Origin of the sequence: Micromonospora parva (genome assembly GCF_000718515.1) — a bacterium.
Classification (GTDB): Bacteria; Actinomycetota; Actinomycetes; order Mycobacteriales; family Micromonosporaceae; genus Micromonospora; species Micromonospora parva.
In genome coordinates this window covers 17239-30277 of the sequence record NZ_JNZS01000016.1, presented here as the reverse complement: position 1 = coordinate 30277, position 13039 = coordinate 17239, and the positions used below count along the sequence as shown (strand labels likewise).

13 protein-coding genes are annotated in these 13039 nt (G+C 73.9%); 6 read left to right on the top strand and 7 right to left on the bottom strand.

Annotated elements, in window-relative coordinates:
• Positions 1-86: 86 nt before the first annotated feature.
• From IF22_RS0122085 to IF22_RS0122075, 3 genes are all read right to left on the bottom strand, one after another.
• Positions 87-548, bottom strand: a complete 462-nt coding sequence (locus IF22_RS0122085; RefSeq protein WP_030334984.1) for an SRPBCC family protein — start codon at positions 546-548, stop codon at positions 87-89.
• 52 nt (positions 549-600) lie between these two features.
• Positions 601-1017 carry a DUF2795 domain-containing protein gene (locus tag IF22_RS0122080; RefSeq protein ID WP_030334982.1) on the bottom strand — a complete coding sequence of 139 codons (417 nt, stop codon included), beginning with the start codon at positions 1015-1017 and terminating at the stop codon, positions 601-603.
• Between the two features lie 99 nt (positions 1018-1116).
• Positions 1117-2103, bottom strand: a complete 987-nt coding sequence (locus tag IF22_RS0122075) for a YihY/virulence factor BrkB family protein (protein WP_030334980.1) — start codon at positions 2101-2103, stop codon at positions 1117-1119.
• 178 nt (positions 2104-2281) lie between these two features.
• Between IF22_RS0122075 and IF22_RS0122070 the strand changes: the two genes are divergently transcribed.
• Positions 2282-2683, top strand: a complete 402-nt coding sequence (locus IF22_RS0122070) for a ChaB family protein (RefSeq protein ID WP_030334978.1) — start codon at positions 2282-2284, stop codon at positions 2681-2683.
• Between the two features lie 70 nt (positions 2684-2753).
• On the opposite strand, the gene IF22_RS0122065 is transcribed toward IF22_RS0122070, so the two are convergent.
• The gene (locus IF22_RS0122065; RefSeq protein ID WP_030334977.1) at positions 2754-4187 is read right to left on the bottom strand and encodes an aldehyde dehydrogenase family protein; all 1434 of its coding nucleotides are present in this window, start codon (positions 4185-4187) and stop codon (positions 2754-2756) included.
• 72 nt (positions 4188-4259) lie between these two features.
• Between IF22_RS0122065 and IF22_RS0122060 the strand changes: the two genes are divergently transcribed.
• The gene (locus tag IF22_RS0122060) at positions 4260-5873 is read left to right on the top strand and encodes a phytoene desaturase family protein (RefSeq protein ID WP_030334975.1); all 1614 of its coding nucleotides are present in this window, start codon (positions 4260-4262) and stop codon (positions 5871-5873) included.
• 106 nt (positions 5874-5979) lie between these two features.
• Here IF22_RS0122060 and IF22_RS0122055 read toward each other — a convergent pair whose 3' ends face one another.
• From IF22_RS0122055 to IF22_RS0122045, 3 genes are all read right to left on the bottom strand, one after another.
• Positions 5980-6747: a polyprenol monophosphomannose synthase gene (locus IF22_RS0122055; RefSeq protein WP_030334974.1), complete on the bottom strand. Its 768-nt coding sequence runs from the start codon at positions 6745-6747 to the stop codon at positions 5980-5982.
• Positions 6748-6896: 149 nt separating this feature from the next.
• A complete protein-coding gene (locus IF22_RS0122050) occupies positions 6897-7898 on the bottom strand; it encodes an SDR family oxidoreductase (RefSeq protein ID WP_030334972.1) in 1002 nt (333 codons plus the stop codon).
• 2 nt (positions 7899-7900) lie between these two features.
• Positions 7901-8341, bottom strand: coding sequence for an SRPBCC family protein (locus IF22_RS0122045; protein WP_030334971.1), 441 nt, complete (start codon positions 8339-8341; stop codon positions 7901-7903).
• Positions 8342-8495: 154 nt separating this feature from the next.
• On the opposite strand from IF22_RS0122045, the gene IF22_RS0122040 reads away from it, so the two are divergent.
• The 4 genes from IF22_RS0122040 to IF22_RS0122025 are packed head-to-tail and all read left to right on the top strand — an operon-like array spanning position 8496 to position 13034.
• Complete coding sequence (locus IF22_RS0122040; protein WP_030334969.1) at positions 8496-10172, top strand: HAD-IIIA family hydrolase; 1677 nt, start codon at positions 8496-8498, stop codon at positions 10170-10172.
• Positions 10169-11143 carry a glycosyltransferase gene (locus IF22_RS0122035; RefSeq protein ID WP_030334967.1) on the top strand — a complete coding sequence of 325 codons (975 nt, stop codon included), beginning with the start codon at positions 10169-10171 and terminating at the stop codon, positions 11141-11143. Before IF22_RS0122040 ends, IF22_RS0122035 begins: the two co-directional genes overlap by 4 nt.
• On the top strand, positions 11128-12345 hold the full coding sequence (locus tag IF22_RS0122030; RefSeq protein ID WP_030334965.1) for a glycosyltransferase: 1218 nt from the start codon (positions 11128-11130) through the stop codon (positions 12343-12345). The genes IF22_RS0122035 and IF22_RS0122030 overlap by 16 nt, the downstream gene beginning before the upstream one ends.
• Positions 12342-13034, top strand: coding sequence for a D-sedoheptulose-7-phosphate isomerase (locus IF22_RS0122025; RefSeq protein ID WP_030334963.1), 693 nt, complete (start codon positions 12342-12344; stop codon positions 13032-13034). The genes IF22_RS0122030 and IF22_RS0122025 overlap by 4 nt, the downstream gene beginning before the upstream one ends.
• The last annotated feature ends 5 nt before the right edge of the window (positions 13035-13039 follow it).

Genomic DNA, 13039 nt, shown 5'->3' with positions numbered 1-13039 from the left:
TACCCGGGCACGATGATCGCAAACAGGCTCGGACACGGCGATGGCCGCCGGGAACCCCGACGGCCATCTCCGGTCACCGCTCAGCGTCACGGCTGCGGACGGTCCACCTGCCCGCGCCAGGCACCGGTCTCCTGGCCACGCCGTTCGATGTAGGTCTTGAACCGTTCCAGGTCACCCTTGGCCCGCCGATCGACGATGCCGAGCTTGTCGCCGGCCTGCTCGACGACACCGTGCGGCTCGAACTCGAGTTGCAGGGTGACCCGGGTCTTGTCCTCGTCCAGGCGGTGGAAGGTCACCACGCCGGCCTGCTGGGTGCCGCCGGTGGACCGCCAGGCGACCCGCTCGTCGGGGAGCTGCTCGGTGATCTCCGCGTCGAACTCGCGCTTCACCCCGGCGATGTCCACGGTCCAGTGGGTCATCGTGTCGGAGAGCTGCCGGACCTCCTGCACGCCCTCCATGAACTCGGGAAACTCCTCGAACTGCGTCCACTGGTCGTACGCGGTGCGGACGGGCACGGAAACGTCTACGTGTTCGGTAACGCCACTCATCGGGGAACCTCCTTCAGCCGCTGGTGGGTTGGTGGATCGGGGGCGATCCGTCTCACCAGCGAGTCGTCTCGTTCTTGTTGCCGAGCGCGGCCCACACCTCGGAGACCGTCTGGTAGACGGTGCCCTCGGGCAGCCGTTCCAGCGCCGCCACGATGTCGTCGGGCGCCTCGTTCTCGCGGGCGCTGGCGATGAGCACCAGGCGGTCACCCGGCAGCGCGCTCATCGAGATGAACCGGCCGAGCCGGCTGCGCTGCTCGACGTCCGTCGAGCTCATCCCCTGTGGGGCGCCGGTGCGCGTATCGCCGGCCGGGGCGGTGGTCGCCTCCGGTTGGTCCTCACCGGCCGGTTCCGGAACCCGGAACTCGTCGACTCGAGAGCCACCGGTCCCCGGCCCCTGTACCAGGCCGCTGACCTCCTGACTCATCTGTTCGTCGATCCTCGGTCCGTGCTTGCTGTTGCCACGCTCCATGCCTTCTGCGCTACCCGGCACCCCGCCCGCTAAACCGGCACCGGGCCACGAACCGGCCCTCGGCCCGGCGCCGAACCGGACACCATCGCCGAACGGACCTCACTCGTCGGCCGGCCGGCGCGGCGGCAGCACCGGCTCCTCCGGGTCCGGGTCGCCGCCCTGCAACTGCCGCCCGCGCTGCACCTCGGCGTTGATCTGCACGCCCAGCATCAGCGCCGAGTTCGACAGGTAGAGCCAGACCAGGAACGCGATGGCCGCGCCGAGGCTGCCGTAGGTGGTGTCGTAGGAGCCGAAGTTGGCCACGTAGAGGCCGAAGCCGAAGGAGGCCGCCGCCCAGGAGAGCAGGGCCACCGCGCCGCCCGGGGTGAGCCAGCGGAACCGGGGCTGGCGCACGTTCGGCGCGATCCAGAACAGCAGGGACAGCAGCACCATCATGATCATGGCGAGGACCGGCCACTTCGCCACGCTCCACGTGGTGCGGGCCAGGCCGCCGGCGTTGATCAGGTCGCCGACCGCGTCGGTGACCGGCCCGCTGACGATCAGGCCGAGAGCGACCACCGCGAGCAGCACCAGCGTGATCGCCGCCAGGCCGATCTGCAGCGGCCGGAGCTTCCAGACCGGGCGGCCCTCGGTCACCCCGTACACCGCGTTCGAGGCCCTGGTGAACGCGCCGATGAAGCCCGACGCGGACCAGAGCGCGCCGAGCAGGCCGAAACTCAGCAGCAGCTTCGGGTTGCTCTGGTCGAGCACCACGGCGCGGATCACCCCGATCACGCCGTCCTTGTCGTCGGTCAGCACCGCCCCGGCGCCCACCTGGTTGGCCAGGTCGACAACGGTGTCGACGGTCTGCTCGCCGCTGGAGACCAGGCCGACCAGCGCCACCACCACGATGGCGGACGGGAAGAGCGCCAGGACGCCGTAGTAGGTGAGCGCGGCGGCCCAGTCGGAGCAGTTGTCGGTGACGAAGTTCTGCACACTGCGGACCAGCACCCCACGCCAGGTCCGCCAGCTCAGCTGCCGTATCCGTCGCGGCACCCGGCGGCCCGCTGTGCCGTCGAGGGTGGTACCGGGCTCCGTGGTCGTCATTGCCCGCTCCCTGCGCCCCGGCCGCCGGATGACCGGTCGTCCGGTCTGGCCTGGCCCGGCGGTACCCGGATGGGTAAATCGACAAACCCCACCCCCGGGCCGGCCGACGCCGCTATGGTTTGCCGCCGCGTCACCGGGGAACGGTCACAGTGACCCTGTCGACACGGAGGAGGACGAGATGCCCGGGCGCGAAGACCTGCCCAGCACGCTGCGGCGCTCCCCGGATAAGGCGCAGCGCACCTGGGAGAAGACGCACGACTCGGCGGTCGAGACCTACGGTGAGGGGGAGCGGGCGCACCGCACCGCCTTCGCCGCGGTGAAGCACCAGTTCGAGAAGGTGGGCGACCACTGGGAGCCGAAGGGCCGCAAGGGTCCCAGCGACCAGCAGGCCGCCGGTGGCGGGCCGGAACGACGGGCCCCCACGGCGGGTGGCGTGGACGCCAACGCCACCAAGGACCACCTGATGTCGGTGGCCCGCAAACTCGACGTACCCGGCCGGTCGGGCATGACCAAGCCGGAGCTGGTCACGGCCATCGAGAAAGCCAACGACCGCGCCACCCGCAAGGCCCGCGGGAACTGACCGCGCCGCACCGGAGCACCACCGACGCGGTACGGGCGGACGCGCCACCCCTGCGTCCGCCCGTGCTGTCCTACCAGTGCCCGCCGCCCGGCGCCTCGATGTGCACGGCCTTGGTGGCGGTGAACTCGTCCAGCAGCTCCGGGCCGTACCCGAAGCCCTGCCCACTGGCCCGGCGCGGATGCGCGGCACCGCCCGGCGCGCCCCCGAACACCGCGTTGATCTTGACGGTGCCGACCGGCAGCTCTCGCCAGGCCCGCTGCGCGTGACTCATCGACGGGGTCAACACGGTGGCCGCCAGCCCGTACGGGGAGTCCGCCGCGCAACGCAACGCCTCGTCGAACGAGTCGACGACCACCACCGGTGCGACCGGCCCGAACGTCTCCTCGCGGACCAGCGCCGTGTCGTGCCGGCAGTCCGTGACGACGGTCGCCGGATAGAACGCCCCCGGGCCGGGCGGCACCTCGCCGCCGGTGCGCACCCGCGCCCCGTCGGCCACCGCCGCCGCCACCTGCCCGTGCACGTGGTCCCGGTGCCGTCGGTCGACCAGCGGGCCCAGCTCGGTGCCCGGGTCCCGGCCCGGCCCGACCCGCAGCGCCTCGGCGCGTCGTACCAGCGCGGCCACGAAGTCGTCGGCCACCTCCCGGTGCACGTAGAGCCGCTCGACCGCCACGCAGATCTGCCCGGCGTTGGCGAACGCGCCGAGCGCGGCCTGCTCCGCCGCCCACTGCGGGTCGACGCCCGCGTCCACCACCAACGGGTCACTGCCCCCGTTCTCCAGGAGCACCTTCGCGCCGGTGCGGGCCGCGGCGGTGGCGATCGCCCGGCCGGTCGCTGTCGCGCCGACGTGGGCCACCACGTCGACCTCCTGCGCCGCCAGCGCCGCACCCACCTCCGGGCCGCCGGTGAGCAGCGACAACACCCCGGCCGGCAGCGCCTGGTCCAGCGCGCGGGCCAGCAGCCAACCCGTCGCCGGGGTCCGTTCGCTCGGCTTGTAGAGCACCACGTTCCCGGTCACCAGAGCCGCGCCGAGCAGCCCACAGGAGACCGCCACCGGGTCGTTCCAGGGGGTGATCGCCGCGACCACCCCCCGGGGCTGCGGCGTCAGGAAGTCCAGCGCGTCGGGGTCGCCATTGAGGGTGCGCCCGCCGCGCAGCGGCGCCAGCTCCGCATACTGTCGCAGGGTGCCGATCCCCGCCTCGACGCCGCCACGGGCGTCCGCCAACGGCTTGCCCATCTCCGCGGTGACCGCCGCCGCCAACTCCTCGACGACCGCCTCCACCGCGTCCGCGGCCCGGTGCAGCGCCGCCGCCCGTTCCGCCGGCGCGGTCGCCGCCCACTGGGCCGCCACGTTGCGGGCCGCCTGGGTCGCCTTGCCCACCTCGTCGGCGGTGGCCACCGGCACCGTGCTCACCGGCTGGTCGTCCGCCGGATCACGCACGACCAGTTCGCCGCCGTCGCCGCCCGCACCCCACACCCCGCCCACCAGCTGCGCAACCGTGTACATGCGGCGCTGGATGCCCCGGCCCCGGCGAGGCAAACGCGTTTCGCCCGGTTGCGCGCCGGGTAGGCGGATCCGATGACAACCACCGTCGCGCAGAGCGCGGACGCCGTCATCATCGGTGCCGGGCACAACGGCCTGGTGGCGGCCAACCTGCTGGCCGACGCCGGCTGGGACGTGGTGGTGCTGGAGGCGACCGCGACGCCCGGCGGCGCCGTCCGCTCCGCCGAGGTCACCGCGCCCGGCTACCTGAGCGACCTCTACAGCTCGTTCTACCCCCTCGGGTACGCCTCACCGGTGCTGGGCGCCCTCGGCCTGGATCGACACGGGTTGTCGTGGCGACACGCCCCGGACGTGCTGGCCCACCTGCTGCCCGACGGTCGGGCCGCGGTGATCAACCGGGACCCGGACGTCACCGCCGCGTCGCTGGAGCAGTTCGCTCCCGGTGACGGCAAGCGGTGGCTGAACGCGTACGCCGAGTGGCTCGACGTGGCCGAGCCGATGCTGGACGCGATCACCGCGCCGTTCCCCCCGGTACGCGGAGGCCTCGGCCTGCTGCGGCGGTTGCGGGTCGCTGGCGCGCTGCGACTCGCCCGCCGGCTTGTCGTGCCGGTCCGCAAGCTTGGCGACGAACTCTTCGACGGCCCCGGCGGGCCGGCCCTGCTGGCCGGCTGCGCCCTGCACACCGACCTCTCCCCGGAGGAGGCCGGCTCCGGGGTCTACGGCTGGCTGCTGGCCATGCTCGGCCAGCAGGTCGGCTGGCCGGTGCCCGACGGCGGCGCGCAGCGGATCACCGACGCGCTGGTGGATCGGCTACAGGGGCGCGGCGGGACGATCATCTACGGCGCGCGGGCCGAACGGGTGCTCACCGCCCGGGGCCGGGCGATGGGAGTCCGCACCGTCGGTGGCGCGCTGTGGCGGGCCCGGCGGGCCGTGCTCGCCGACGTTCCGGCGCCGGCGCTCTACCTCGACCTGGTCGGCCCGGCGGCGCTGCCGTCGCGGCTGGTGGAGGACCTGGCGCACTTCCGGTGGGACGGCTCCACGCTGAAGGTGGACTGGGCGCTCTCCGCGCCGGTGCCGTGGACGAACCGGCAGGTGGCCGGCGCCGGCACCGTGCACCTCGGCGCGGACCTGAACGGGCTCACCCACTACGCCAGCGAGTTGGCCCGTGGTGAGCTGCCCCGCGACCCGTTCCTGCTGGTCGGGCAGATGTCGGTGGCGGACCCGAGCCACTCCCCGCCGGGCACCGAGTCGCTCTGGTCGTACACCCATCTGCCGTTCCGGCGGACCTGGCGGGCCGACGACGTGGCCGGGCACGTGCAGCGGATGGAGGACGTGCTGGAGGCCGCGGCACCGGGTTTCCGGCGCCTGATCGTGGGCCGGCACGTGGCCTCGCCGGTCGATCTGGAGGAGGGCAACCCCAGCCTGGTCGGCGGCGCGCTCGGCGGCGGGACCGCTGCCGCGTACCAGCAGCTCTTCCTGCGCCCGATCCCTGGCCTGGGGCGGGCGGACACCCCGGTGGACCGGCTCTTCCTGGCCAGCTCGTCGGCGCACCCGGGCGGCGGGGTGCACGGTGCGCCGGGTGCGAACGCGGCCCGCGCGGCGCTGGCGCGCGACCGTGCGCTCACCGGCCGCGCCTACGCCGCAGCCATCGCCACCGCCCACAACGCCATCTACCCCACCGCCCCCTGACCGCCACCCTTCCCGCGTCCCGGTGATCAAGAGGTTCGCGTCAGATTCGCCACCGTCGGCGACGCGAGCCTCCTGATCACCCAGCAGGACGGGGTGGGGGTGGGGGTCAGCGGGTTACGTTGCGGTGTTTGCTGCGGAGGCGGAAGGGCATGAGGGCGCTCTCCACCTTGGTCGCGGTGGTCATCTTGGAGACGCCGTCGCGCCGCTCCTCGAAGCGGATCGGCACCTCCAGGATGGTGTGCCCCAGCTTGGTGGCGAGGTAGTGCATCTCCACCTGGAAGCTGTAGCCGTTGGACTGCACCCGCTCCAGGTCGATGTCGCGCAGGGCGTCGGCCCGCCAGATCTTGAAGCCGGCGGTGAGGTCCCGGATGCGCACCCGCAGCAGCGTGTGCACGTAGAGGTTCGCCCAGCCGCTGAGCGCCCGGCGGTAGAGCGGCCAGTTCTCGTCCAGCTCGCCACCGGGCACGTACCGGGAACCGATCACCACGCTGGCCTGGGTGGACAGCAGCGCGCCCAGCATCCCCGGCAGCGCCTCCGGCGGGTGCGAGAGGTCGGCGTCCATCTGCGCCACGTACTCGGCGCCGCCCGCGACCGCCCGGCTCATCCCGTCCACGTACGCCCGGCCGAGGCCTTCCTTGCCAGCGCGGTGCACGACCTCGATCCGGTCGGGGTTCTCGATGGCCAGCTTGTCGGCCACCTCCCCGGTGCCGTCGGGGGAGTTGTCGTCGGCGACGAGGATGCGCAACCCCGGCAGCGGCAGCGCGAGCAGCCGCTCGACCAGCGCCGGGAGGTTGCCCGCCTCGTTGTACGTGGGCACGACGACGGTCAGGCGTGCGTCCCGCCACGGCGACGGCAACTGCACCGGCTGGATCATGTCGGTCATCCTCGGTTTGCGGACATGGGTCATGGAAAGGGTATCCAGTTGCCGCATTCGCACCGAGGGGGCACCCCTCCCGGGCGTTGCGGACCGTCGTCGTCCACCGCGCTCCGGGGTAACAGCCCTGGTCAAGGGGCTTGTGTTGGTCAGCGCCGACGGCGAGCGACAGCGCCGAGGGCGAGCGTCGCGACGGCGAGCGCGACACCGGAGAGTGCCGGCTTGTGCGTGCTCACCCACAACGCCGCGGAACGGTCACGTGCCTGGTGGCGGAACACCCCGGCCGCGCCCCGGTCGGTGTCCGCGTCGCCGGGGTGGTCCAGATTGTCACGCCAGGTCGCCGGATCGATAGTGGCGCCGGTCTGCTGGCTGTCGTACCCGTCGCGGGCCAGCTTCCGGTCGAGCAGGCCGGGGAACAGCGCGTCGGCCAGCCGGGCCTGCCAGGTCGGGCCACCCACGTTCAACTCCCGGGTGCCGTGGTCCGCCGCCCACACGATGGCCCGGGCGGCCAGCTCCGGAGTGAAGATCGGCGGCACCGGCTGCGGATGCCGGGGCAGCCGGGTACGGACCCAGGAGAACTGCGGCGTGTTGATCGCCGGCAGTTGCACCATCGACACCTTCACCCCCGGGCAGTCGTGCAGCAGCTCGGCGCGCAGCGAGTCGTTGAACCCCTGCACGGCGTGCTTGCTCGCGCAGTACGCCGACTGCAGCGGGATGCCCCGGTAGGCCAACGCCGAGCCCACCTGCACGATCGTGCCCCGCCCGTGCGCCCGCATGTGCCGCAGCGCGGCGAGCGTGCCGTGCACAGTGCCCAGGTAGGTGACAGCGGTGACCCGGTGGAACTCCCGCGCCGGAATCTCCCAGGCGGACGCGAACACCGACACCATCGCGTTGTTGACCCACACGTCGATGCCGCCCCACCGGTGCACCACGTCGTCGGCGGCCTGCTGCACCGCGCCCGCGTCGGACACGTCGACCCGGTACACGCGCACGTCGGTCGCGCCGCGCAGCCGGCACTCCCGCTCGGCGGCGGCCAGGCCCGCCTCGCCCCGGGCCAGCAGCGCCAGCCGGGCGCCGCGCGCCGCGTACGCGTGGGCGACGGCCCGGCCGACGCCGGCGCTCGCGCCGGTCACCACCACGGTCCGCGTCACGCTCACCCCTTCTGCCGGGTGGCGATGTCGGAGAGCCGGGCCAACGTCTCCCGGTTGCGCCGGTGCAACACCAGATCGTTGATCTTGTTGTGGACCCAGCGCAGCGGTCCGGCGGCGAAGTCCTCCCCGAGGCGGACCCGGGTGGCTCCCCCGCCCACCGGCTCCAGGGTGAAGGCCACGATCGCCTCGCCCGCCGGCCAAAGACCGGCCTTGAGCACGAGCCGGTGCGGCGGTTCGCAGACCAGCACCGTCGAGGCGTCCTGCAGGGAGAACGGCCAGGGCCCGGCACGGTGGTGCAGTTGGCTGCCGACCCGGGGCCAGGCGTCGTCCACGTCGCGCATGTGCGCGGTGCCGACCACCCAGTCGCTGTACGTCCATCCGTCAGCGAGCACGTCGAACACCCGCTGCGGGGGAGCGTCGATCACTTTCTCCACAATCGCCACCGGGATTCCATACCCGGGGCACGGCACTGGCTAACGGCCGGCGGGGTTAGCTTCTCCGGCACGGCGGGTAAGGCCGACCCGGGGCACCGCGGCGCGCTGGCCCACCGCCTCGACGACGACGTTTACTCCTCGGGGCGCAGGGAACCCGCCGCCTGTGCGACAGGACCAGGAGGATCCGTATCAGCGCAGGTCAGCCCAGGTGTACGCCGCTGCTGACCGCGCCGGTTCCGGGTCTGTCGCAAGCCCCCGGCCCGTCCTGTACGACGCGGTGCTGCTGGACCGGGACGGCACCCTGATCGAGGACGTGCCGTACAACGGCGACCCGGAGAAGGTGCGCCCGGTGCCGGGCGCCCGGGCGGCGCTGGACCGGCTGCGCGCGGCCGGGCTGCGGCTGGCGGTCGTCACGAACCAGTCGGGTCTGGCCCGGGGTTACTTCACCGGGGAGCAGATGCGGGCGGTGCACGCCCGCGTCGAGGAGCTGCTGGGCCGGTTCGACGCGTGGCTGGTCTGCCCGCACGACGACGCCGACGGTTGTGACTGCCGCAAGCCGGCACCCGGTCTGGTGCACGCCGCCGCCCGCGAGATGGGCACCACCACGTCCCGGTGCGTGCTGGTGGGCGACATCGGCCGGGACGTCGCCGCGGCGCTGGCCGCCGGGGCGGCGGGCGTGTTGGTGCCCACCCCGGTGACCCGACCGGAGGAGATCGCCGCCGCCGGGTGGGTGGCCTCCGACCTGCCGTCGGCGGTGCACGAGATCCTGCGCCGGCAACAGGCCGTGCAGCCGGCGACCCCGCCCACCGAACCGGTACGGACGGCGCTGGTGGTCCGCTCGGACTCGGCGGGTGACGTGCTGGTCACCGGTCCGGCGATCCGCGCCGTGGCGGCCGGAGCGCAGCGGGTGGTGCTGTTGTGCGGGCCGCGCGGTCGCGCCGCCGCCAACCTGCTGCCCGGCGTCGACGAGATCATCGAGCACCCGCTGCCGTGGATCGACCCCACGCCGGGGCCGGTCGATCCGCAGGCCATCCGGGACCTGACCGCGCGGCTGGGCGCGATCGGCGCGGACCAGGCGGTGGTGTTCACCTCGTTCCACCAGTCCGCCCTGCCGTTGGCGCTGCTGCTGCGGATGGCGGGGATCGACCGGATCGCGGCGATCAGCGACGACTACCCGGGCTCGCTGCTGGACGTCCGGCACCGGGTGCCGGTCGGCGTCCCCGAACCCGAACGCGCCCTCTCCCTGGCCGCCGCCGCCGGCCACCGGCTGCCCGACGGCGACGAACCCGTGCTCCGGCTGCGCCGGGACGCCGTGCCGCCGCGCCCGGCCGACCTCGGCGACCCGGGGTACGTGGTGCTGCACCCCGGGTCGGCCGCGTCGAGCCGGGCCTGCCCGCCCGAGCTGGCGACCCGGATCGCCGGGGCGTTGACCGACGCCGGGCACCGGGTGCTGGTCACCGGCGGCCCGGACGAACGCGCTGTCACCGCCCGGGTCGCCGCGGCCGGCGGCACCGACCTGGGCGGTCGCACCGACCTGGCCGGGCTGGCCGCGATCGTCGCGCACGCCAGCGCGGTCGTGGTCGGCAACACCGGGCCCGCGCACCTGGCGGCCGCCACCGGAGTGCCGGTGGTGAGTCTCTTCGCGCCGACGGTTCGGTTCGGACAGTGGGGGCCCTACCGGGTGCCCGCCGTCCGGCTCGGCGACGCCGCCGGGCCCTGCCGGGACACCCGGGCCGCCAGCTGCCCGGTCCCCGGGCACCCCTGCCTCAGCGGCATCGACCCGGAGCAGGTGGTCGACGCGCTCCGGACGCTCGCGATCAGCGGTGGTGGCGGCCGATGAACATCCTGCTCTGGCACGTGCACGGCTCCTGGACCACGTCGTTCGTGCACGGCAGCCACCGCTACCTGATTCCCACCACACCCGACCGCGGCCCGTACGGCCTCGGCCGGGCCCGCACCTACCCGTGGCCGGACAACGCGGTCGAGGTCAGCCCGCAGGAACTGCCGGGCGCCGACGTGGACCTGGTGATCCTGCAACGCCCCGAGGAGCTCGACCGGGCCGAGGAGTGGCTTCGGCGCCGCCCGGGCCGCGACCTTCCGGCGATCTACGTCGAACACAACACACCCAAGGGCGACGTGCCCAACACCCGCCACCCGATGGCCGACCGCGACGACCTGCTCATCGCCCACGTCACCGGGTTCAACCAGATCTTCTGGGACACCGGCGCCACCCGCACCACTGTTGTCGACCACGGCATCGTCGCCCCCTCGGCGTCCTACACGGGCGAGTTGGACCGGCTCGCCGTGGTGATCAACGAGCCGGTACGCCGAGGCCGGGTCACCGGCACCGACCTGCTGCCCCAGTTCGCCGAGATCGCGCCGCTGGACGTGTTCGGCATGGGGGTCGCCGGCCTGGCCGACCACCTGGGGCTGCCCGCCGACCGGCTCACCAGCCACGACGATGTGCCCCAGGAGCGGATGCACGTCGAACTGGCCCGGCGGCGGGCGTACCTGCACCTGTGCCGGTGGACCTCCCTCGGGCTGAGCCTCATCGAGGCGATGGCGATCGGCATGCCGGTCGTCGCGCTCGCCACCACCGAGGCGGTGATGGCGGTGCCCCCGCAGGCGGGGGCGCTGGCCACCCGGACCGACACCCTGCTCGACGCCGCCCGCCGGTTCATCACCGAACCGGCGACCGCGCGCCAGGCCGGGGCGGCGGCGCGAACCGCCGCACGCGACAGGTACGGCCTCGACCGTTTCCTCGCTGACTGGGACCGGCTGCTGGAGGAGGAAGTATGCGGATCGCGATGATCTCGGAGCACGCCAGCCCGCTCGCCGTCCTCGGAGGGGAGGATGCCGGCGGCCAGAACACGCACGTCGCGGAGCTGTCCGCCGCGCTCGCCGCCGCCGGGCACGAGGTGCGGGTCTACACCCGCCGCGACGCGCCCGACCTGCCGGTGACCGTCCGCAGCCCGGACGGGTACGACGTGGTGCACGTGCCGGCCGGCCCGGCCGAGCCGGTGGCCAAGGACGCCCTGCTGCCGCACATGCGGGAGTTCAGCGCCTGGCTGATCGAACGCTGGCGCGGCGGCGACTGGGTGCCCGAGGTGATCCACGCGCACTTCTGGATGAGTGGTCTGGCCGGGCTGACCGCCGGCCGGCAGACCGGGGTGCCGGTGGTGCAGACGTACCACGCGTTGGGCACCGTGAAGCGCCGCTACCAGGGGGTGCAGGACACCAGCCCGGCCCGACGGATCTCCTACGAGCGGGAGCTGGGCCGCTCGGTCGACCGGGTCGTCGCGCAGTGCCGCGACGAGGTGGGCGAGCTGGTCCGGATGGGGGTGCCCCGGTCCCGGATGACGGTGGTGCCGTCCGGGGTCAACCTCGCCACCTTCGCCCCGCTCGGACCGGCCGCCGAGAGGGAACCGGGACGGGCCCGGATCCTCACCGTGGGCCGGTTGGTCGAGCGCAAGGGCTTCCAGACGGTGGTCCGTGCGATGGCGTTGGTGCCGGACGCCGAGTGCGTGGTCGTCGGCGGCCCACCCGAGGGGCTGTTGGAGACCGACCCGTACGCCCGCCGGCTGCGGGCCCTCGCCGAGTCGTGCGGGGTGGCCGACCGGGTGCACCTGGTCGGGGCGGTGCCCCGGGAGGAGATGGGCCGCTGGTACCGCTCGGCGGACCTGCTGGTCGCGGCGCCCTGGTACGAGCCGTTCGGGCTGACCCCGTTGGAGGCGATGGCGTGCGGGGTGCCGGTCGTCGGCACGGCCGTGGGTGGCATCCGGGACACCGTTGTCGACGGGACGACCGGTGATCTCGTGCCGGCCCGGGATCCGCAGGCCCTGGCCACCGCGATCCAGGGGTTGCTCGACGACCGGATCAGGCGCTTCGCGTACGCGACGGCGGCCCGCGAGCGGGCCCGGGCGCGGTACTCGTGGGCGGCGACCGCCGAGCGGCTGGTCGAGGTCTACAGCGAGGTGGCCGCCGTGCGCCGGCCGACCCGGGTGGTGGCCTGATGCCGACGGGCAGCCTGCTCGACACCCACCTGACGAATCTCGCGGCGGCGCTGGTGCCGTACCGGCGGTGTGAGCGGCAGCTGACGCGCTGGGGCGCGGACCTGGCCCACCGGCTGGCCGCCGGGGGTCGCCTGCTGGTCGCCGGCAACGGCGGCAGCGCCGCCGAGGCCCAGCACCTCACCGCCGAGCTGGTCGGCAAGCTGCGCGACGATCGTCGGCCGTTGTCGGCGATCGCGCTGCACGCCGAGACGAGCGCGCTCACCGCCATCGCCAACGACTACGGCTACACCGACGTGTACGCCCGCCAGGTGCGCGCCCACGGCCGCCCCGGCGACATCCTGCTGCTGCTGAGCACCAGTGGGACCAGCGCCAACCTGGTGGCCGCCGCGCGGGCCGCCCGCGACGTCGGGGTGACCTCCTGGGCGCTCACCGGCGTCGCTCCCAATCCGCTCGCCGACGCCTGCGACGACGTGCTGGCCGTCGCGTCCCCGGACACCCAGGTCGTCCAGGAGCTGCACCTCGTGACCAGTCATCTGCTCTGCGAGTACCTCGAACAGGAGTTGCCGGCCGCGCTGGCCGCAGCCGGCGACCCGGCGGTCGTGCACCCCGGGCCCGGGGCGCCGGCGCCCGTGCGTACCGGGGTCGAGGTGGTGCTCGACGGCGGAACCGGACAGCAGGTCGACGCGTGAGGATG

What these genes read in the sequence shown, in the direction of transcription:
- IF22_RS0122085 (WP_030334984.1), bottom strand. Translation starts at nt 548, where the DNA reads ATGAGTGGCGTTACCGAACACGTAGACGTTTCCGTGCCCGTCCGCACC.
- IF22_RS0122080 (WP_030334982.1), bottom strand. Translation starts at nt 1,017, where the DNA reads ATGGAGCGTGGCAACAGCAAGCACGGACCGAGGATCGACGAACAGATG.
- IF22_RS0122075 (WP_030334980.1), bottom strand. Translation starts at nt 2,103, where the DNA reads ATGACGACCACGGAGCCCGGTACCACCCTCGACGGCACAGCGGGCCGC.
- IF22_RS0122070 (WP_030334978.1), top strand. Translation starts at nt 2,282, where the DNA reads ATGCCCGGGCGCGAAGACCTGCCCAGCACGCTGCGGCGCTCCCCGGAT.
- IF22_RS0122065 (WP_030334977.1), bottom strand. Translation starts at nt 4,187, where the DNA reads ATGTACACGGTTGCGCAGCTGGTGGGCGGGGTGTGGGGTGCGGGCGGC.
- IF22_RS0122060 (WP_030334975.1), top strand. Translation starts at nt 4,260, where the DNA reads ATGACAACCACCGTCGCGCAGAGCGCGGACGCCGTCATCATCGGTGCC.
- IF22_RS0122055 (WP_030334974.1), bottom strand. Translation starts at nt 6,747, where the DNA reads ATGATCCAGCCGGTGCAGTTGCCGTCGCCGTGGCGGGACGCACGCCTG.
- IF22_RS0122035 (WP_030334967.1), top strand. Translation starts at nt 10,169, where the DNA reads ATGAACATCCTGCTCTGGCACGTGCACGGCTCCTGGACCACGTCGTTC.
- IF22_RS0122030 (WP_030334965.1), top strand. Translation starts at nt 11,128, where the DNA reads ATGCGGATCGCGATGATCTCGGAGCACGCCAGCCCGCTCGCCGTCCTC.